This is a genomic window from Microbacterium sp. B35-30, from assembly GCF_010634855.1.
Lineage (GTDB): Bacteria > Actinomycetota > Actinomycetes > Actinomycetales > Microbacteriaceae > Microbacterium.
The window spans coordinates 94,784-114,694 of record NZ_MWLQ01000002.1; the positions used below are offsets into that span (position 1 = coordinate 94,784).

At 71.0% G+C, this 19,911-nt stretch carries 15 protein-coding genes; 10 read left to right on the forward strand and 5 right to left on the reverse strand.

The window, feature by feature from the left end; genetic code table 11:
- Positions 1 to 43 precede the first annotated feature (43 nt).
- On the forward strand, positions 44 to 2,680 hold the full coding sequence (locus B2K11_RS01295) for a DEAD/DEAH box helicase (protein ID WP_163616115.1): 2,637 nt from the start codon (positions 44 to 46) through the stop codon (positions 2,678 to 2,680).
- Positions 2,681 to 2,745: 65 nt separating this feature from the next.
- Here the strand turns inward: B2K11_RS01295 and B2K11_RS01300 are convergent, their stop codons facing one another.
- On the reverse strand, positions 2,746 to 3,618 hold the full coding sequence (locus B2K11_RS01300) for an SDR family oxidoreductase (RefSeq protein ID WP_163616058.1): 873 nt from the start codon (positions 3,616 to 3,618) through the stop codon (positions 2,746 to 2,748).
- 247 nt (positions 3,619 to 3,865) lie between these two features.
- On the opposite strand from B2K11_RS01300, the gene B2K11_RS01305 reads away from it, so the two are divergent.
- Together B2K11_RS01305 and recQ are read left to right on the forward strand one after the other, a co-directional pair.
- Entirely contained in the window at positions 3,866 to 4,402 is a 537-nt protein-coding gene (locus B2K11_RS01305) for a DUF1697 domain-containing protein (RefSeq protein ID WP_163616059.1), read from the forward strand.
- A gap of 251 nt (positions 4,403 to 4,653) precedes the next feature.
- The gene (recQ, locus tag B2K11_RS01310) at positions 4,654 to 6,663 is read left to right on the forward strand and encodes a DNA helicase RecQ (protein ID WP_163616061.1); all 2,010 of its coding nucleotides are present in this window, start codon (positions 4,654 to 4,656) and stop codon (positions 6,661 to 6,663) included.
- 162 nt (positions 6,664 to 6,825) lie between these two features.
- Here the strand turns inward: recQ and B2K11_RS01315 are convergent, their stop codons facing one another.
- The gene (locus B2K11_RS01315; RefSeq protein ID WP_345770749.1) at positions 6,826 to 8,106 is read right to left on the reverse strand and encodes a TetR/AcrR family transcriptional regulator; all 1,281 of its coding nucleotides are present in this window, start codon (positions 8,104 to 8,106) and stop codon (positions 6,826 to 6,828) included.
- A gap of 162 nt (positions 8,107 to 8,268) precedes the next feature.
- On the opposite strand from B2K11_RS01315, the gene B2K11_RS01320 reads away from it, so the two are divergent.
- Positions 8,269 to 9,573 carry an MFS transporter gene (locus tag B2K11_RS01320; protein WP_163616065.1) on the forward strand — a complete coding sequence of 435 codons (1,305 nt, stop codon included), beginning with the start codon at positions 8,269 to 8,271 and terminating at the stop codon, positions 9,571 to 9,573.
- Between the two features lie 71 nt (positions 9,574 to 9,644).
- Entirely contained in the window at positions 9,645 to 11,462 is a 1,818-nt protein-coding gene (locus B2K11_RS01325; protein WP_163616067.1) for a glycoside hydrolase family 3 N-terminal domain-containing protein, read from the forward strand.
- 76 nt (positions 11,463 to 11,538) lie between these two features.
- On the opposite strand, the gene B2K11_RS01330 is transcribed toward B2K11_RS01325, so the two are convergent.
- A complete protein-coding gene (locus B2K11_RS01330; RefSeq protein WP_163616069.1) occupies positions 11,539 to 12,000 on the reverse strand; it encodes a GNAT family N-acetyltransferase in 462 nt (153 codons plus the stop codon).
- A 123-nt stretch (positions 12,001 to 12,123) separates the two neighbouring features.
- Between B2K11_RS01330 and B2K11_RS01335 the strand changes: the two genes are divergently transcribed.
- A complete protein-coding gene (locus B2K11_RS01335; protein ID WP_163616071.1) occupies positions 12,124 to 13,833 on the forward strand; it encodes a formate--tetrahydrofolate ligase in 1,710 nt (569 codons plus the stop codon).
- A gap of 187 nt (positions 13,834 to 14,020) precedes the next feature.
- Here B2K11_RS01335 and B2K11_RS01340 read toward each other — a convergent pair whose 3' ends face one another.
- Positions 14,021 to 15,295, reverse strand: a complete 1,275-nt coding sequence (locus B2K11_RS01340) for a GNAT family N-acetyltransferase (RefSeq protein WP_163616073.1) — start codon at positions 15,293 to 15,295, stop codon at positions 14,021 to 14,023.
- Between the two features lie 154 nt (positions 15,296 to 15,449).
- Between B2K11_RS01340 and B2K11_RS01345 the strand changes: the two genes are divergently transcribed.
- The gene (locus B2K11_RS01345; RefSeq protein ID WP_163616075.1) at positions 15,450 to 15,704 is read left to right on the forward strand and encodes a hypothetical protein; all 255 of its coding nucleotides are present in this window, start codon (positions 15,450 to 15,452) and stop codon (positions 15,702 to 15,704) included.
- 182 nt (positions 15,705 to 15,886) lie between these two features.
- On the forward strand, positions 15,887 to 17,992 hold the full coding sequence (locus B2K11_RS01350; protein WP_163616077.1) for an acyl-CoA dehydrogenase: 2,106 nt from the start codon (positions 15,887 to 15,889) through the stop codon (positions 17,990 to 17,992).
- An 87-nt stretch (positions 17,993 to 18,079) separates the two neighbouring features.
- On the opposite strand, the gene B2K11_RS01355 is transcribed toward B2K11_RS01350, so the two are convergent.
- Positions 18,080 to 18,484 (reverse strand): glucose-6-phosphate dehydrogenase, encoded by a 405-nt coding sequence (locus B2K11_RS01355; RefSeq protein WP_163616079.1) that lies wholly within the window; start codon positions 18,482 to 18,484, stop codon positions 18,080 to 18,082.
- 165 nt (positions 18,485 to 18,649) lie between these two features.
- On the opposite strand from B2K11_RS01355, the gene B2K11_RS01360 reads away from it, so the two are divergent.
- Both B2K11_RS01360 and B2K11_RS01365 read left to right on the forward strand, forming a co-directional pair.
- Positions 18,650 to 19,222 (forward strand): DNA-3-methyladenine glycosylase I, encoded by a 573-nt coding sequence (locus B2K11_RS01360; protein WP_163616081.1) that lies wholly within the window; start codon positions 18,650 to 18,652, stop codon positions 19,220 to 19,222.
- Between the two features lie 157 nt (positions 19,223 to 19,379).
- Entirely contained in the window at positions 19,380 to 19,910 is a 531-nt protein-coding gene (locus tag B2K11_RS01365) for a DUF6220 domain-containing protein (protein ID WP_163616083.1), read from the forward strand.
- Position 19,911 lies beyond the last annotated feature (1 nt).

Sequence of the window (19,911 nt, forward strand, 5' to 3'; positions counted from 1 at the left end):
TGCCGCGACCTGGCAGACTCGGACGGTGACGCTCCTCGACACCATCGCGACCGCGGCTGCGGCATCCGGATCCGGATCACCCGACGCCGACGCGCTCTACGACGCGTTCGTCGAGTGGGCGGCCGATGAGGGTTTCGCCCTGTACCCCGCGCAGGACGAGGCCGTCATCGAGATCGTGTCGGGCTCGCACGTGATCCTGTCGACGCCGACGGGCACAGGCAAGTCGCTGGTGGCCGTCGCGGCGCACGCCGCGTGCGTGGCGCGTGGCGGCCGCACTTATTACACGGCGCCGATCAAGGCGCTGGTCAGCGAGAAGTTCTTCGCGCTCGTCGACATCTTCGGCGCGGCGAACGTCGGCATGGTCACCGGCGACTCGTCGGTGAATCCGGATGCGCCCATCGTCTGCTGCACCGCCGAGATCCTCGCGAACATCGCACTGCGCCAGGGCGTCGGAGCCGGCGTCGACCAGGTCGTGATGGACGAGTTCCACTACTACGGCGATCCCGAGCGCGGGTGGGCGTGGCAGGTGCCGCTGCTGCTTCTCCCACGCGCCCAGTTCGTGCTCATGTCGGCGACGCTCGGCGACGTCACCGCGATCGCCGAGGACCTCGAGCGCCGCACCGGTCGGACCGTCTCGCGGATCACCGGGGTCGACCGTCCGGTGCCGCTGCACTTCTCCTACGCCCGCACCCCGGTGCACGAGACGGTCGAGGAGCTGCTGCAGACCGGCGAGGCGCCGGTGTACATCGTGCATTTCTCGCAGGCCGCCGCGATGGAGCGGGCTCAGGCGCTGTCGTCGATCCGCATCGTGTCGCGGGAGCAGCGGGATGCCATCGCCGAGGCGATCGGCGGGTTCCGCTTCACGACGGCGTTCGGTCGCATCCTGTCGCGGTACGTGCGAGCGGGCATCGGCGTGCACCACGCCGGCATGCTGCCGCGCTACCGGCGCCTCGTCGAGACGCTCGCGCAGCGCGGACTGCTGCGCGTGATCTGCGGCACCGACACCCTCGGCGTCGGCATCAACGTGCCCATCCGCACGGTGATGATCACGGCGCTCTCGAAGTACGACGGCACGAAGATGCGCCAGCTCTCGGCGCGCGAGTTCCACCAGATCTCCGGCCGCGCGGGCCGCGCCGGTTACGACACCTCGGGCACCGTCGTCGTGATGGCACCCGAGTGGGAGATCGAGAATGAGGCGGCACTCCGCAAGGCCGGAGACGACGCCGCGAAGCGCAAGAAGATCGTGCGCAAGAAGGCGCCGACGGGCGTCGTCAACTGGGGTCTCGGATCGTTCGAGCGTCTCGTCGAGGCAGAGCCCGAGCCGCTCGTGCCGCAGCTGTCGCTGACCGCGGCGATGCTCATCAACGTCATCGGCCGCGGCGGCGACGTGTTCGAGCACGTGCGCTCGCTCGTCTTCGACAACCACGAGCCGCGCGCGCGGCGCTACGAGCTCGCACGCCGGGCGATCGCGATCTTCCGCACGCTGCTGGCCGCCGAGGTGGTCGAGATCGACCGCAGCCAGAATCCGGACGCTGCGGGCGTGGGGAGCATCCGGAGTCAGATCCGTCTCACCGTCGATCTGCAGCCGAACTTCGCGCTCAACCAGCCCCTGTCGCCGTTCGCGCTCGCGGCGATCGGCCTGCTGGACCCCGAGGATCCGCCGGCTGCCCGGCAGAACTCCACGGATTCGGGCGGTCTGGAGCGGGATTCGGCCGATCTCGGCTCGATCGACGCGAATCGGTGGAGTTCTGCAGGCGGCGTCGGCACCGGCCACTACGCGCTCGACGTGGTGAGCGTCATCGAGGCGACGCTCGACGACCCGCGCCCGATCCTGTCGCAGCAGGAGTACAAGGCGCGCGGCGAGGCGGTCGCCCGCATGAAGCAGGACGGCCTCGAGTACGACGAGCGCATGGCGCTGCTCGAGGACGTCACCTACCCGAAGCCGCTCGAGGAGCTGCTGACGCAGGCATACGAGGTGTTCGCGTCGAGCCAGCCGTGGATCCGCGACTTCGAGCTCTCGCCCAAGTCTGTGGTGCGGGACATGTTCGAGCGGGCGCTGTCGTTCTCGGAGCTCATCTCGCTGTACCAGCTGTCCCGCAGCGAGGGGCTCGTGCTGCGGTACCTGTCGGACGCGTACCGCGCCATCCGCCAGACGGTGCCCGCCGAGGCGCAGACCGAAGACCTGCACGACCTCGTCGCGTGGCTCGGCGAGGTGGTGCGCCAGGTCGACTCGAGCCTCGTCGACGAGTGGGAGGCGCTGGTGAACCCCGTCGCCGACCCGTCGGCCCCGGTCGTGCCGCCCGCTCCGCCGTCGGTGCTCACGAACCGGCGCGCGTTCGGCGTGCTGGTGCGCAACGAGCTGTTCCGCCGCATCCAGCTCGCCGCGCTGCAGCGTGACGACGAGCTCACCGAGCTCGACCCCGACGTCGACTGGCCCGCCGCGCTCGACGCCTACTTCGACGACCACGACGAGATGCTCACGGGCGGAGCGGCCCGGTCGCCGCGACTCGTCACGGTGGACGAGACGGATGCCGCGGCATCCGGTGTCTGGCGCGTCGAGCAGACGATCGACGACCCGGCCGGCGACCACGACTGGCGCATCCGCGCCGTCGTCGACCTGGCGGCCTCGGAGGAGTCCGGCACCGCCGTGGTGCGCGTGACCGAGGTCGTCCGGCTGTAGCCCCGGCGACGCCCCCGCGGCCGCGCGGTCCGGTTGCCGGATGCCGGGGGCCGGATGCGGGGTGCTCAGCCCAGGCCGAAGCCGCCGTCCGAGGTCAGCACCTGGCCGACCACCCATGAGCCTTCCGGGGTCGCCAGCCAGCCGATGAGGCGGGCGGGATCGGCGGGCTCGCCGTAGCGGCCGAACGGGGTCGCCCGCATCCACTCCTCGATCTCCTCGAGCGGCCGGTCGGTCGTCTCCGGGTCGAGGTAGCCGGTGTTGACGGGGCCTGGATCGATCGTGTTGAGGATGATCCCGAGATCGAGCAGCTCCGCCGCCACGGTCTTCGTGATGCCCGCGAGCGCCGCCTTACTCGTCGCGTACGCGACCTCGCCGCGCATCGGGCCGTGGATCTGCCCCGACGTCATCCAGAACACCCGCCCGACCGGCTCGGCGAACGGGCCGCGACGCTCCGCGCGCTCACCGGGCCGGGCGGCGATCGCGTCGCCGGCGTGCAGCGCGGCGAACTCGCGGGTGAGGAGGATCGTCGAACGGGCATTGGTCTGCCAGAACGCGTCCAGTCGCTCGGCGGTCATGTCGAGGATCGACCCGTCGTCGCCCGACTGCGCGTGGTTGCACACCAGGATGTCGAGCCGGCCGGTGAGGGCCCGCGCCGCGTCGACGACGAGGGGGACGGATGCCGCCTCCCGCAGGTCCGCGCTGATGTCGCCGAGCTGCGCGCCGGGGGTGAGCTCGGCGCGCAGACCCTCGCGCACGGCGTCGAGGTCGTCGCCGCCCCAGGGGAGGCGCGTGTCATGCGGGCGAAAGTGGTGGAGGAAGACGTCGGCGCCCAGCCGTGCGAACTGCGTCGCGACGGCGTAGCCGATGCCGCGCCGGCGTGAGACACCGGTGACGAGGGCGGTCTTGCCGCGCAGCGGCAGGGACGTGGAGGAGAGCATGGGGTGCCTTTCAAGGACGCCGGGTCCTGAGCTCACCGCCTCGCGGCTGCGCGCAGCGCGAAGCGACGAGTGGGGGGCGTGCGGGCGTCCGGATCATGTCCGCGCGGATCGCGACGGACGGGATGGTGACGAAGGCGGGTCACAGGCATTGCATGACGAAGACGATAACGGATCCGCCGCCACCTCTCCACGAGATCCCTGGAGCACGGGTGCGGCGCCGATGCGGGGCATCCGGGATGATGGCGTAATGCCGACCTACGTGGCGTTCCTGCGCGCGATCAACCTCGGCGCCGTGCGGAAGTTCGCGAAGGAGGACATCCGGCGGGTTGTCGAGAGCCTCGGGTTCACCGATGTCGAGACGCACATCAACACCGGCAACGTGAGGTTCACGACGGCGATGCGTTCGCGGGCGAAGATCGAGAAGGCGCTCGAGGATGCCTTCGTCGCCGACCGCGGCTTCGAGGTGCCGACCATGGTGTTCACCACCGCGGAGATCGCCGCGATCGCGCGCGATGCGGCGGAGCTCAGCGCCGAACGCCCGGGGCTCCAGCGGCACTATGTCTATCTGCTCAAGGAGGAGCTGCCCCCCGACGTCGTGGCCCGAGTCGAAGCGCTCGCCACGCCGGTCGGCGGCATGGTGGTGCGGGGCCGCGTCGCGCACGCCCTGCTCGGGCCCGGGTATGACGCCGGCAGCGTCGATCCGCTCGGGGCGGCGAAGCTGCTCGGCGTCGCGACCAACCGCAACCTCACGGTCATCACCGCCATCGCCGCCAAGTGGTCCTGAGCGCCGGGCGTTCCTCAGCTGAGGAGCTGCGCCGAGATGCGGAACCGACCGCGGCGTGTCGCCCCGCAGCCGGGCTCGGTTCTTCAAACGAGGATCGGCGTCGGCCCTCCTCGGCCGCGGGCTCCTCGATTGAGGACGCGGCGCGGCGAGCGGCTCCTCCCCAACAGGGCCCCCGGCTGGAACACCGTGCGTTCTCCGCCCAGGCCCCCGTGGCGAGGACGGCGTCGGATGCCGCGGCTACGCTGGGACGGGTGACCATCCCGCAGGGCGACCCCTACGCCGACCTCGCGTGGGAGCCCGGCCTCCTGCCTTCCGAGTTCGGTGACGCCCCGCCGCCGGACGACGCGTGGGCGCCCCCGGAGGACGGCTGGCAGCCGCCGCCCGACCCGCAGGGAGGGTCGTCGACCAACCTCGACCCGTTCGCCGGTGCCGGTCCGCGGCGCGACTTCACCGGTGCCGACCCGCGCACCGTGCTCCGAGAGGTCTACGGGTTCGACGCATTCCGCGGTGAGCAGGCCGCGATCGTCGATCAGGTCGTCTCCGGCGGCGACGCCGTGGTGCTCATGCCCACCGGCGGCGGCAAGAGCGTCTGCTACCAGGTGCCGGCACTGGTGCGCCCGGGCACGGGGCTCGTCGTGAGCCCGCTGATCGCCCTGATGCACGACCAGGTCGACGCGCTCGTCGCGAACGGCGTGCGCGCCGCCTACCTCAACTCCACGCAGGCGCCGCCCGAGCGCGCCGCCGTCGAACGCGCGTACCTCGCCGGCGAGCTCGACCTCCTGTACGTCGCGCCCGAGCGGCTGAACACCGAGACCACGCTGCGGTTCCTGTCACGCGGAAAGCTCAGTGTCATCGCGATCGACGAGGCGCACTGCGTGTCGCAGTGGGGCCACGACTTCCGGCCGGACTATCTCGCGCTGGGCGCGCTCGCCGAGCGATTCCCCGGCGTGCCGCGCCTCGCCCTCACCGCCACCGCGACGCCCGCGACCCACCGCGAGATGACGGAGCGGCTGCAGCTGCCGAACGCGCTGCATTTCGTGTCGAGCTTCGATCGGCCCAACATCCAGTACCGCATCGAGGCGAAGTCCGACCCGCGCCGCCAGCTCGTCGCCTTCATCCGGTCGCAGGGCGTGGGGTCGGCCGGCATCGTCTACGCGCTGAGCCGCAAGTCGGTCGAGCAGACGGCCGAGTTCCTCTCGGCCCAGGGGATCGACGCCCTGCCGTACCACGCGGGCCTTCCGGCCGAGACGCGCGCCGCGAACCAGTCCCGCTTCCTCCGCGAGGACGGCGTCGTCATGGTCGCGACCATCGCATTCGGCATGGGCATCGACAAGCCCGACGTCCGGTTCGTCGCACACATCGACCTGCCCAAGTCGGTCGAGGGGTACTACCAGGAGACAGGTCGCGCGGGCCGCGACGGCGAGGCATCCGTCGCCTGGATGGCCTACGGACTCGGCGACGTCGTGCAGCAGCGCCGCATGATCGACCAGTCGCCCGGCGATCGCGCCTTCAAGACCCGTCTGGGGCAGCATCTCGATGCCATGCTGGCCCTCTGCGAGACGATCGGATGCCGCCGCCAGAACCTGCTCGACTACTTCGGCGAGGCGTCCGGCCCGTGCGGCAACTGCGACACGTGCCTGGAAGCACCCGAGACCTGGGACGGTCTCGTGCCGGCGCAGAAGCTGCTGTCGACCATCGTGCGGCTGCAGCGCGAGCGCGGCCAGGCGTTCGGCGCCGGTCACCTGATCGACATCCTGCGCGGCGGGTCCACCGACCGGGTCCGCCAGCAGGGGCACGACAAGCTCGCGACGTACGGACTCGGTGCCGACCTCAGCGAGCAGGACTGGCGCAGTGTCATCCGGCAGCTGCTGGCCCGCGGCATCCTGGTCGCCCGCGGCGAGTACGGCACGCTCGCCCTGGGTGAGCCTGCCGGCGGCGTGCTGCGCGGTGAGACGCCGGTGCCGCTGCGCCGCGACGTCATGGGCCGGTCGGGCGGGGTCGCCCGCGTGCGCAAGAGCACGGCTCCCGCGAACCTCGACCCGGCGAACCTCGGCGTCTTCGAGGCGCTGCGCGCCTGGCGCACCGGCGTCGCGAAAGAGCTGGGTGTGCCCGCCTACATCGTCTTCGGCGACGCCACGCTGCGCGCCCTCGCCGAGCGCCGCCCCGGCAGCCTCGCCGACCTCGACGGGGTCTCGGGCATCGGCGCCAAGAAGCGCGAGGCCTACGGCGAGGCCGTGCTCGAGGTGATCGCCGCCGCCTGACCTGGGCCGCCGGTCCTCAGCTCGCAACCGCCCCGCCGTGATGAACCGCACCTGGCCGGTGAAGTGGCCGTCTCGCCCGGGCATCCGCTGCCACGCCGGCGTCGGCGGTGCTGGTCCCAGGCACCCGTGTCTTTTCGCACGCCCGGGTCGCGCGCCGCCCCGTCAGGCCGGCGGCAGCACGTCGTCGAGGTGGGCGTCGAGGTGGGCTGCGACATCCACCGCGTCGCGGTCGTAGAGCCACTGGTACTGCAGCCCGTCCCACAGCGCGGTGAGCCAGACCGCCTCGAACTCGGGATCGCGGTGTACGGGCAGATCGCCGTCCTCCTGAGCCGCGCGGAACAGCGCCGCGAAGTGGTCGACGACCCCGCGGAAGCGTTCCTCGAAGTACGCATGCGCCGGGTGGTCGGCCGGCACGGCCTCGCACGAGAGCACCGCGTACACCTCGATGAGCCCCGGCGCCTTCGCGGCGTTCTCCGTCGCGCCGCGAGAGAGGGCTCGCAACTCGTCGGACGCGCGGTCGGCGGGCGTGTAAGAGTCGCGCGACTCGATGAGACGATCGCGGTGGCTGAGCACGGCGCTGAGCAGCTCCTCCTTCGAGCCGTAGTAGTGCAGCAGCGTCGACTTCGAGACGCCGACGCGCTCCGCGATGTCGCGGAGGCTGGTGTCCCCGTACCCCTCCTCGGCGAAGAGTGCGGTCGCGCCGTCGAGGATGAGGCCGCGGCGCTCGCGCCCGACCCGGTAGCCCAGCGGCGATTCCGTGTCGGCCGGCATGAACGTGGGCATGGACGGCACCGGGGCCGGGGTGTCGGTCGGGGCAGGTCCGTCGGGCTCGCGCCAGCCGACGGGGAGGGCGAGTGATCCCTCGTGGGTCTCCAGTGCCCCGACGATGTCGACGCGATCGGGCAGGTACTGTGCCAGCAGCTGTAACCCGTCCCACGCGGCGGCGACGCGCACCGCCTCGCCCGCCGGGTCGCGGTCGGCGGCGACCGTGTCTTGAGCGATGGCTTCCTCGATCGCGTCGGTCGACTGGTCGCGCAGGCGCGCGTAGCGGTCGCGCATGATCCGGTGCGCGGGATGGCGAGGGGTGGATGCCTCGCCCGTCAGCGCCGCGAACAGCGCGAGGTACCCGGGCACGGTCTCGTTGCGCCGTGCGACTTCGCTGTACGCGAGGGTTCCCGGGTCTTCCGCTGCCATCCGCTCGAGCAGCTCCCGCTCGTTGTCGCGCTCGAAGAGATCCACGACGGCGGCGAGCACCTCGTCCTTGGTCGCGAAATGGCGGAGGAGTCCCGGGTGGCTGATGCCTGCGGCGGCGGCGACATCGCGGAGCGAGGTGGCGCGGTACCCCCGCGTCACGAAAGCCTCGTGCGCCGCGGCCACGATGGCGGCTCGCGTCCGCTCGGTCCGCGCGGTGCGGGTGGCGCCCGGCGCCGCAGTGATGGTCACGTCGTGGCACCGCCCCTCCGCGTCTGGCCGTAGTGGGCCCATCCTACCGACGCAGGCTTACCAATCGGTCTGTTTTCAGTTACCAATCGGTCGAGATTCATGTATCGTCGTCCAGTGACGCGCGTCGGAGCCGATGCGGGTCGTACCCGAGAAAGGACTCCGATGACAGAGCTGTCGCCCGCCGCGACGATCGCGGCCGCCGGCACGACCGGCTTCAAGGCCCCCGGCACCACGCCCGACAAGACCCCGCGCGGCTACACACCCGGCCTTGCCGCCGTCAACTTCGGCGTCTATCTCGCGCTGCTCACGCCGGTGCTCGTGTCGATGGCGTTCAAGGTGCAGCACATCACCGCCACGCCCGAAGAGGCTACGGCGCAGCTCGGCCTGATCATGGGTGTCGGCGCGCTGTTCGCCCTCATCGCGAACCCGCTCGCCGGCCGCCTGTCCGACCGCACGACGTCGCGCTTCGGCATGCGTCGGCCCTGGATCCTGGGCGGCACGCTCGTCGGACTCGGCGGGTTCGCCCTCATCGGCGTCGCGAACTCGGTCTGGGTCGTCCTCATCGCCTGGTGCCTGGTGCAGACCTCGATGAACGCGGTCCTGGCGGCGGCCAACGCGACGCTGCCCGACCAGGTGCCGGTCAGCGGCCGCGGCAAGGTGTCGGGCATCATCGGGCTGACCACGCCCCTCGGCATCCTCGCGGGCTCGTTCCTGGTGAACTTCCTGTCGGACGACTTCGCGCGCTTCGTGGTGCCGGCCGCCATCGCCACCGTGCTCTCGGTGCTGTTCGTCCTCGTCCTGAAGGACCGCCGCCTCGACGAGAAGCCGGCGCACAAGTTCACCGTCGGCCAGTTCTTCGGCTCGTTCGTCTTCAACCCGCGGAAGCACCCCGACTTCGGCTGGACCTGGCTCACCAAGTTCCTCGTGATGTTCGGCTACGCCGGCATCGCGACCTTCCTGCCCTTCTACCTCACCGAGAAGTTCGGTCTCGACGAGCAGACCGCGATCTCCACGATCCTCGTCGCCAACCTCGCGTCCATGCTCGCCATGGCGATCTCCGGCCCGCTCGGCGGCGTGCTGTCCGACAAGATCGGCAAGCGCCGCCCGTTCGTGGCGCTCGCCGGCATCATCATGGTGATCGGGCTCGTGACCCTCGCGTTCGCGCCGAGCATCGCCGTCGTCCTCGTCGCCCAGGCGATCATCGGCCTCGGCGCCGGCTCGTTCCTGTCGGTCGACCTCGCCCTCGCGACCGAGGTGCTGCCGAACCCCGACGACACCGCGAAGGACCTCGGCGTGCTCAACATCGCCAACGCGCTGCCGCAGTCGATCGCCCCCGCCATCGCGCCCGGAATCATCGCGATCGGCGCCACCACCTCGCTCGGCGGCTACACCACGTATTACCTCTTCGGCGCGCTCGTCGCCCTCGCCGGCGCGATCCTCGTCTACCGCATCAAGGGAGTGAAGTGACTGACACAACGATCACGGTCCCCACGCCCCCTCCAGGCGCTGCTGGCGCGTCGCCAGGAGCCTCCGGGCGCGTGGGCCCAGCCTCGGCCGAGGCATCCGCTGAGAGCCGGCCGTGGCTCGACGCGAACCTGCCCGTCGACGAGCGTGTCGAGCTGCTGCTCGCCGCGATGACCGTGGAGGAGAAGGCGGGGCTCTTCTTCCAGACGATGATCACCATGGGCGAGGACGGCGAGCTCGCCGAGGCCGACCCGGTGTTCGGGCTGCCGTCGAACCGCGAGTACGTGGTCGAGAAGGGCATGACGCACTTCAACCTGCTCGGCGTCGCGCCGACCGCGGGTGCGATCGCCCGCTGGCACAACAAGCTGCAGGAGCTCGCGGCATCCACCCGCCTCGGCATCCCCGTGACGATCTCGACCGATCCGCGCCACTCGTTCACCGAGAACCCGGGTGCGGCGATGCTCGCGGGCCCGTTCTCGCAGTGGCCCGACGCGCTGGGCCTGGCCGCGACGCGCGACGCGGCGCTCGTCGAGCGCTTCGGCGACATCGCACGCCAGGAGTACACCGCGGTCGGCATCCGCGTCGCACTGCACCCGCAGGTCGACCTCGCGACCGAGCCCCGGTGGGCGCGTGCGCTCCAGACCTTCGGCGAGGATGCGGAGCTGTCGGGCGAGCTCGGCGCCGCGTACATCCGCGGGTTCCAGAACGGCGAGTCGTTCGGTCCCGGTGCGGTGTCGGCCATGGTCAAGCACTTCCCCGGCGGCGGCCCGCAGAAGGACGGCGAAGACCCGCACTTCGCCTACGGGCGCGAGCAGGTCTACCCGGGCGGGCAGTTCGAGCTGCACCTGAAGCCGTTCGAGGCGGCGTTCGAGGCCGGCGTCCGCCAGGTCATGCCGTACTACGGCATGCCGGTCGGCACCGAGTACGAGGAGGTCGGCTTCGGCTTCAACAAGTCGGTGCTCACCGGCCTGCTGCGCGAGCGCTACGGCTTCGACGGCATCGTGTGCACCGACTGGGGCCTCGTGAACGACGCCGCGATCTTCGGCCAGCCGTTCCCGGCCCGGGCGTGGGGCGTCGAGCACCTCACGCCGGCGGAGCGCATGGAGAAGATCCTGGATGCCGGAGCCGACCAGTTCGGCGGCGAGGCGTGCCCCGAGCTGCTGCTCGAGCTCGTCGCCGACGGCCGCATCGGCGAGGAGCGCCTCGACGTGTCGGCACGCCGCCTGCTGCGAGAGAAGTTCGCGCTCGGCCTCTTCGAGAACCCGTACGTCGACGCCGAAGCGGCCGACACGATCGTCGGTTCGGCGGAGTTCCGCGCCGAAGGCGACGCCGCGCAGCGCGCGTCGATCACCGTGCTGTCGAACCGAACGGTGCTGTCCAACCGCACGGTGCTGTCCAATCGCACGGTGCTGCCGTTCGCGCGCGGGGCGAAGCTGTACGTCGAGGGCATCGCGCCCGAGATCGCCGCGGCGTACGGCGAGATCGTCGCGTCGCCCGCCGAGGCGGATGTCGCGATCCTGCGCCTGCAGGCGCCGTTCGAGCAGCGCGAGACGACGTTCGAGAACTTCTTCCACGCGGGCTCGCTGGAGTTCCCTGCCGATGTGCTCGCCCGCATCGCCGAGATCGCCGCGGCGGTGCCCACGGTGGTCGACGTGTTCCTCGATCGCCCCGCGCTCCTCGGCCCCGTCGTCGAGACCGCGCACGCGGTGGTCGGCAACTGGGGTGCGAGCGGCGCGGCGCTGCTCGACGTGCTGAGCGGCGCGGCACCCGCGCAGGGCAAACTGCCGTTCGACGTCCCGTCGTCGATGGCGGCGGTCGAGGCATCCCGTCCTGACGTCCCGTTCGACACCGCTGACCCGCTGTTCCGCTTCGGCCACGGGCTGTCACTCTGACCCGCTGACACGGATGCCGCGCCGCACGCCGCGGCGCGGCATCCGTGTACGGCACGCTCAGGGTCGCGCCGGCCTGTCACAGCTCCTGGAAGAAGTAGAGCGCGCGCTCGTCGGTGTCCGGGTCGGAGCCGTGGAAGCCGTGGCGCGCGTAGAAGCGCTGCGCGTCGACGTCCCCTTCGTCCACGTTGATCTCGATCGCCGACACGCCGTCGCGGAGGCAGTCCGCGATCAGGCGGTCGACGATCGCTCCGCCGATTCCGGCGCCGCGCGCCTGCGGCGCGACGTACATCTCGTCGAGCAGGGCCACCGGCCCCTCGTACCAGACGTTGGGGCGCAGCGTCACGAGCGCGATCCCGACCGCGGGGTCCCCGCTCAGCAGCGCGAACGTCTGCGCCCCGGCGAGCAGGCCGCGCAGGCGCTCGGCCAAGAGGACCGGCCCGGGAGAGTCGGTGTCGAACTCCGTGTTGAAGTCATGCAGCAGTGCGGCCACGCGCTCGGCGTCGTCGACTGTGGCCCTGCGCACCTCCGCTGTCGCCATGGCTCCACGGTAGAGAGCGGTCCGCAGCAGCACCAGCCTCCCGCGGTGCGCATCCGCGACGACGGGCGGGGTCGCGCCTAGGCTGACATCGGCGGGCGATGGCGCCCGCGACGGGAGCGGCGCGTGGCCACGAGCAACATCGAGATCGCCCAACAGGCCGACCTCTGGCCGATCGGCCGGATCGCCGCAGGGCTCGGCATCCCCGACGAAGAACTGGAGCCGTACGGCCGGTACAAGGCGAAGGTCTCGCTGCGGCACCTGCGGACGCTGCGCGACAGACCCCGCGGCCGGCTCGTGCTGATGACCGCAGTGTCGCCGACGCCCGCCGGCGAGGGCAAGACCACCACGACGGTCGGGCTGGGCGACGCGCTCACCCGCATCGGCGAACGCGCCATGATCTGCCTGCGCGAGCCCGCCCTCGGTCCGGTGTTCGGGATGAAGGGCGGTGCCGCCGGCGGCGGGTACGCCCAGGTCGTGCCGATGGAAGACATCAACCTGCACTTCACCGGCGACTTCTCGGCGATCGGGATCGCGACGAACCTGCTCGCGGCGCTCATCGACAACCACGTGCACCACGGCAACGCGCTCGGCATCGACGTGCGCCGCGTGTCCTGGCGGCGTGTGCTCGACGTCAACGACCGCGCGCTGCGCGACGCCGTGATCGGGCTCGGCGGTCCGTCCAACGGGTATCCCCGGGAGGACGGCTTCGACATCGTCGTGGCCAGCGAGGTGATGGCGATCTTCTGCCTCGCGACCGACCTCGCCGACCTCAAGGAGCGGCTCGGCGAGATCGTCGTCGCGTACACGCGCGACCGCGCGCCCGTCCGTGCGCGCGACCTGCGGGCCCACGGCGCGATGGCGGCGATCCTGCGCGACGCCCTCGCACCGAACCTGGTGCAGACCCTCGAGCACACGCCGGCGTTCGTGCACGGCGGACCTTTCGCGAACATCGCGCACGGCTGCAACTCGTATCTCGCGACCGACTCCGCGCTGCGGATGGCCGACTACGTCGTCACCGAGGCGGGATTCGGCGCCGATCTCGGCGCGGAGAAGTTCGTCGACATCCTGTGCCGCACCACCGGACTCCGGCCGGACGTCGCCGTCGTGGTCGCGACCGTGCGAGCGATGAAGTACCACGGCGGTGTGGACGTCGCCGACCTCCCGCACGAGAACGTCGCCGCTCTCGAACGCGGCACCGCCAACCTCGTGCGGCACCTCACGACCGTGCGCGAGACGTGGGGGATCGCCGCTGTGGTCGCGATCAACCATCGCGCCGAAGACACGGATGCCGAGATCGCGGCGCTCGTCGCCGCGTCGGAGGCGGTCGGGGTCACGGCCGTGGTCGCGAGGCACTTCGCCGAGGGCGGTGCGGGGGCGGAGGCTCTCGCGCGCGAGGTGGTGCGGCTGTGCGGCGCCCTTCGACAAGCCCCGGGACCGGATGCGGCTCAGGGATCCGGCGGCCTCCGGTTCACCTACCCCGACGACGCGACGCTGTGGCACAAGATGAGCGCGATCGCGACGCGCATCTACGGCGCATCGGAGGTGACGGCGTCGACCGCCGTGCGCGCGCAGATCAAGCGCCTGCAGGACGAGGGCTACGGCGGCTATCCGGTGTGCGTCGCCAAGACGCAGTACTCGTTCTCGACAGACCCGAAGCTGCGCGGCGCGCCGACCGGTCACGTCGTCGACATCCGCGAGGTGCGCCTCGCCGCGGGCGCGCGGTTCGTCGTGATGATCTGCGGCGACATCATGACGATGCCCGGCCTTCCGGCCGTGCCCGCCGCCAACACGATCGACGTCGACGAGGACGGCCGCATCGTCGGGCTCTTCTGACGGCGGAAGTGTTCCTCAGTTGAGGATCTGTGCCGAGTTGCGGAGCGGCATCCGCGTGTCGGTCCTCATCCCGGCTCTGTTCCTCATTTGAGGAACCGGCATACCCGGCCCGGCCCGGCCCGGGTCCTCAGCTGAGGACCCTGCATACCCGACCGGGCACCGGGCACCGGGCGGCCGGCGGTGGACGTTACGCCGGCGGGAACGTGCGCACGCGCTCGACCCGCAGCACGTGCGGGAGTGCGTCGGTGTCGCGCGTGCCGTCGGCGCGGGGGAACTCGTAGACGTCGAGCATGAGCTGCATCGGGTAGTCGATCGTCTGGCGCACGGTCTTGACCCAGCGGTGGTCGATGAAGAACCGCACCTCGTCGGGCGTCCACTCGACGGCGTAGTCGTGCATCGCGGTGAGGTCGCCGTCGACGCGGACCTTCTCGAAGTCGTGCCGCAGGCGCGGGTCGTGCTGGGCCTTCACGCCGATACCGACCCACCCGCCGGTGTCGTCGATCTCGGACCCGAAGATCTCGGCGATGCAGATCTCGCCGCAGTCGTCGGGGCGGTCTTCGAAGCCGATCGGCCAGAAGGCCACCATCGCGTCCGGGTGGCGCACGGCGGCCATCCGCGCCTCGACCACTCCGAACCGCGGGAGGTGCAGCCGACGCTCGGGCTGCGGCTCGCGCACGACGAGCCCGTCGCGGAAGCGGTGCTGCCCGGTCGAACCGCCCACTGGTCCCGAGAACTGGCCGGTCTGCAAGTGAGACACGCGGTTTCCGCCGTCGAACTCCGGCGACCACGCGGGCGTGTCCGCGTCGATGCGCAGTTCGAGCCCTTCGGGAGCGACTGAGTACTTCGCCGCGGCGCGGTCGCGCGTCGACCAGTGCGCGAGGTAGTACGGCCACCACACCTTCTCGTCGAGCACGCCTTCGTCGAACCGCTCGTCGAGGTCGGGTGCGCGTCCGTCGAGGTCGAGCGGCGCCATGTCGAGCACCCAGATGTTGAAGGCGAGCTCGCCGCCGCGCCACGGCATGCTCGCCGATCCGCGATGCGCGAATCCCGCGGTGCGGCACAGCGCGTTCGAGCCGGGATTGTCGACTCCCGGGTAGGCGACGAGCAGAGTGCGCTCGCTGCGCGCGACGACGAGCCGGATGACGAGCCGCAGTGCCGCTCCGGCGATTCCCCGTCCCTGCCACTGCGGGAACACGTTCCATCCGGTCTCCCACGCCGGCGCGCCCTCGTGCTCGACCTGCCAGTACCCGATGCCGCCGACGGGCGTGCCGTCGAGCTCGATCCGGTACATCGCGGCCTCGCCTGCCTGCGCCAGCCGCAGGTAGCGCGCCTGCCGCTCCTCGAGCTGCGCCGGCGTCTCGGGTCCTCCGAGGTACGCGGTCATCTCTGGTGTGTTGGCGCGCTCGAGGAGTGGCAGGTCGTCCGGACCCCAAGCTGCGAGCGTCACGCGCGGGTAGGTCATCGGCTCCATTGTGGATCGACCGGCCGACACCGCGCCATCGTCCGGCGCATTCCACGGCCGGCCTGGGGATAAACCTCCCGCGCCGCGGAAACGTCACGCTAGCGTGCGGGGGGTGCCGAAGTGGCACCTTCCCCTCAACCGAAGGACTGTCTCGATGAAGAAGAAGATGATCGCCGGCATCGCCGCCGGCTCCCTCGTCGCGCTGCTCAGCGCGCCCCTCGCCGCCTCAGCGGCTCCTCGCGAGTACACCACCGACCCCCACGGCATGACCAACGGGTCCGTCATCAACCCGTTCGGCAAGACGAACGGCGACACCACCAACCCGTACGGAAGCACCAACGGCGAGACCACCAACCCGTTCGGAAGCACGAACGGCGACACGACCAACCCGCACACCCGCACCAACTGACACCACCGAACCAGGCGGGCGCCTCGCGTTGCGGGCGCCCGCCTGTGCGTCTCGCACAACCCGCCCGCGACCCGTCTCGGCTTGGCGTTGTGGACATTCAACAGTCGCTTTGAGGCGAGGTTGTGGGGGTCCTACGGTCGAGGTGACCTTCCTTCTGTCCATTGCACCGAGAGGTGATGCACATGGCCGACGCCGCCGTCCGCACCAAGAAGCCCGCCACCAGCAAGCGCACGCCCGCCGGCGGCGCCCCGACCGCGCCGCACACGGCGGCCGAGGCATCCGATCCGCGCATCGACATCGCCGCGGTCACCGACCTGCTGCTCGGCACGTGGGGCGACACCCGCCGTGAGGCCCGCGAGATGATCAAGGACCCCGCGTTCTGGCGCGTCGAGGGCCAGTCGATGGCCGAGCACCGCGAGCGCGTGCTCACGCAGCTGCACCTGCTCGTCGAGCACGGCGGCTCGCAGCGCGCGATGCCGGAGCAGTACGGCGGCCGCAACGACAACGGCGCGAACCTCGCCGGCTTCCAGGAACTCGTGCTGGCCGACCCGAGCCTGCAGATCAAGTCGGGCGTGCAGTGGGGCCTGTTCGGCTCGGCGGTGTTCCAGCTCGGCACAGAGAAGCATCACGAAGAGTGGCTGCCGGGCATCCTCGACCTCTCGATCCCGGGAGCGTTCGCGATGACCGAGACCGGACACGGATCGGATGTCGCAGCCATCGGCACGACCGCGACCTACGAGCCCGAGACCGAGGAGTTCGTGATCCACACGCCGTTCCGCGGCGCGTACAAGGACTACCTCGGCAACGCGGCGCTCCACGGCAAGGCGGCGACGGTCTTCGCGCAGCTCATCACCGGCGGCGTCAACTACGGTGTGCACTGCTTCTTCGTGCCGATCCGCGACGACGAGGGCAACATGCTGCCCGGCATCATCAGCGAGGACGACGGCGTCAAGGGCGGCCTCAACGGCATCGACAACGGGCGTCTCGCGTTCGACCACGTGCGCGTGCCGCGCTTCAACATGCTCGACCGCTACGGCCAGGTCGCCGCGGACGGCTCGTACACCTCCGACATCCCGAGCCCGGGGCGGCGCTTCTTCACGATGCTCGGCGCGCTGGTGCAGGGTCGCGTGTCGCTCGACGGCGCCGCCACCACAGGCACCGCGCTCGCGCTGCACATCGCGCTCACCTACGCGAACCAGCGCCGCCAGTTCGACTCGGGCACCGGCACCGAAGAGGTGGTGCTGCTCGACTACGGCAAGCATCAGCGGCGCCTGCTGCCCCTGCTCGCCCAGAACTACGCGCAGTTCTTCAGCCACGACGAGCTGCTGAAGAAGTTCGACGGCGTCTTCTCGGGCCGCACCGACACCTCCGAAGAGCGCGAAGACCTCGAGACCCTCGCCGCGGCGCTGAAGCCCCTCAGCACCTGGAACGCGCTCAGCACGATCCAGGAGGCGCGCGAGGCCTGCGGCGGCTCCGGCTTCCTCGCTGAGAACCGCATGGTGGGCCTGCACCAGGACCTCGACGTCTACGTCACCTTCGAGGGCGACAACAACGTCCTGCTCCAGCTCGTCGGCAAGCGGCTTCTGTCGGACTACGCCAAGCAGTTCAAGGGGAAGGATGCCGCGGCCCTCGCCCGCTTCGCCGTCGCGCAGACCGCGGGCAAGCTGTTCCACGGCGCGGGCCTTCGCCAGCTCGGTCAGTCCGTCGCCGACCTCGGCTCGACGGCGCGCTCGGTCGAGTTGGGCCTGCGCGAAGACCAGCAGCACGAGCTGCTCGCCGGCCGCGTGCAGCGGATGGTGGCCGATGTCGCGGCGGCGCTGCGCCCGGCGACCAAGCTGTCGCCCGCCGAGGCGGCGGCGCTCTTCAACAGCCACCAGGCCGAGCTCATCGAGGCGGCTCGCGCCCACGCCGAGCTGCTGCAGTGGGAGGCCTTCACCGACGGCGTGAACCGTGTCTCCGACGAGGGGACCAAGCAGGTGCTGACGTGGCTGCGCGACCTCTTCGGCCTGCACCTGATCGAGAAGCACCTCGCGTGGTACCTCATCAGCGGGCGGCTCTCGGCGCAGCGGGCGGCATCCGTCTCCCGCTACATCGACCGCCTCGCGGCGCGGTTGCGGCCGCACGCGCAGGATCTCGTCGACGCCTACGGCTTCGCACCGGAGCATGTGCGAGCGCCGATCGCGTCGGGTGCCGAGCGTCGCCGGCAGGACGAGGCCCGCGAGTACTACCGCGCGCTCGCCGCGTCGGGCGAGGCCCCGGTGTCGGAGAAGTCGCTCAAGAAGAAGTGAGCGGGGCCGTCCCCGCCGGGATGGTCACGGAACGCTAACGATGTCCGGATCGCCTCACCGAGTGGGGCGATCCGGACAGCTCTGCGGTCAGGCGGCCCAGCCGCACATGCCGCACTCGCCCGTCGCCGACACCTCGACGAAGCAGTTCGGGCACATCGCGCGCAGGCGGTCCGGGATGGTCGGCTTCGCGACGCGGCGCTCCGCGGCGGGACGCGCGGCCGCGCGCCCCGACCCGCGGACGGGGGCCAGCGACGGCGCTGACGGAGGCAGCTGGATCTCGGGCCGGTGCTCGGCGCAGTAGAAGCGCACGTAGCCGTCGTGGTTCTTCGGGTGCCGGTGCTTGTACGCCCAGAGCTCGCTGCGCTCGCGCGGCTCGGAGTCGGCGCCGCACGTGAAGCACCGCGTCGGCTCGCCCGGAACGACGTCGGCCACCAGCACGAGGGTGTCGAAGGGGATGGCGTCCCGCCAGTCCGACGAAGCGACGATCTTCATGGCGTTTCCTCCCTGCGTGGACCGCACAGGCCCGACATTCCAAGGTAAGCGACGGCGGGGGCTCCCGGCGACCGAACGTGTGACCTCGACATGAAGGTTCGAGGACGACTCGAGTGCCGTGCCCCGGGTCGCAAGGGCGTCGGCGGCCCCGCATAGTCTGGCTCGGTGAGCACCGATGTCCGCCTCGGATCCGATGGCCGCGCGCGCTGCGCGTGGGTCGGCGACGACCCCGAGTACGCCCGCTACCACGACGAGGAGTGGGGGGTGCCGCTGCACGGCGACCGTGCGCTCTTCGAGAAGCTCAGTCTCGAGGGCTTCCAGGCCGGACTGTCCTGGATCACGATCCTGCGCAAGCGCCCGCGGTTCCGCGAGGTGTTCGCCGGCTTCGAGCCCGAGGTCGTGGCGGCGTTCCGCGACGACGACATCGCGCGCTTGATGACGGATGCCGGCATCATCCGCAATCGCGCCAAGATCGAGGCGACGATCTCCAACGCGCGCCTGGTGCTCGAACTCGAGCCGGGCGAGCTGGATGCCCTCATGTGGTCTTTCGCACCGGCATCCCATCGCCGCCCGTCGTCGTTCGCGGAGGTGCCGGCGACGACCCCTGCATCGGACGCGCTCAGCAAGGCGCTGCGAAAGCGCGGCTTCCGCTTCGTCGGACCCACGACGATGTACGCGCTGATGCAATCCGCCGGCATGGTCGACGATCACGTCGACGGCTGCTGGCGCACCCACTGAGATCCCCTCGCCTGCCCCTGGCGCGTCGGTCGGACGCCGCGATCCTGCGCGGGAATGTACGTGCTGGCGCGGATCCGCGCCGCGGCGCGGCTCCGTAACGTCGCCAGGACAGAGCAACGATCGTCGCCCACCGCGGACGACGGAACGGAGGGACGTCATGCGCAAGGCACTCAGGGTCGCGTTCTCGGTCGTGACCATCCTGCTCGTCGCGGCCGTCGCGATGCAGCTGTACCTCGCCGGGGTGGGGGTCTTCAGCGACCCGGAGGATGAGCTCTTCGCCATCCACGGCTGGAACGGGCGCATCGTGCTCCCCGCGCTCATCCTGCTCACGGTGATCCTGGCCGCCGTGACGAAGGCCGGCAAGAGCACGATCTGGCTGTCGGTCCTGCTGGTCGGCCTCCTCATCATGCAGACGCTGATCTTCATCGTCACCGGCCTCATCTTCAACATCGGCCCCGACCACGCGAACCCGCCGCTCGGTGCGACGCTGCTGGTCAGCCTCCACCCGCTCAACGGGCTGCTGATCCTGTGGTTCTCGTTCGTGGTCGCCAAGAGGGCGTACAAGCGGGCGTTCCGGTCGGAGACCACGGATGCCGAGGCCGAGGCGACAGCCGCAGAACCGGGGACGGCCGCACCGCAGGTGCCCGAGCCGAGCCCCGGCGACGCGGTCGGTGCGCCGTCGCGATAGG

Coding starts and splice junctions, on each gene's coding strand:
- B2K11_RS01300 (WP_163616058.1), bottom strand. CDS start 3,618: ATGCTCTCCTCCACGTCCCTGCCGCTGCGCGGCAAGACCGCCCTCGTC.
- B2K11_RS01305 (WP_163616059.1), top strand. CDS start 3,866: ATGCCGACCTACGTGGCGTTCCTGCGCGCGATCAACCTCGGCGCCGTG.
- B2K11_RS01320 (WP_163616065.1), top strand. CDS start 8,269: ATGACAGAGCTGTCGCCCGCCGCGACGATCGCGGCCGCCGGCACGACC.
- B2K11_RS01330 (WP_163616069.1), bottom strand. CDS start 12,000: ATGGCGACAGCGGAGGTGCGCAGGGCCACAGTCGACGACGCCGAGCGC.
- B2K11_RS01340 (WP_163616073.1), bottom strand. CDS start 15,295: ATGACCTACCCGCGCGTGACGCTCGCAGCTTGGGGTCCGGACGACCTG.
- B2K11_RS01345 (WP_163616075.1), top strand. CDS start 15,450: ATGAAGAAGAAGATGATCGCCGGCATCGCCGCCGGCTCCCTCGTCGCG.
- B2K11_RS01350 (WP_163616077.1), top strand. CDS start 15,887: ATGGCCGACGCCGCCGTCCGCACCAAGAAGCCCGCCACCAGCAAGCGC.
- B2K11_RS01355 (WP_163616079.1), bottom strand. CDS start 18,484: ATGAAGATCGTCGCTTCGTCGGACTGGCGGGACGCCATCCCCTTCGAC.
- B2K11_RS01365 (WP_163616083.1), top strand. CDS start 19,380: ATGCGCAAGGCACTCAGGGTCGCGTTCTCGGTCGTGACCATCCTGCTC.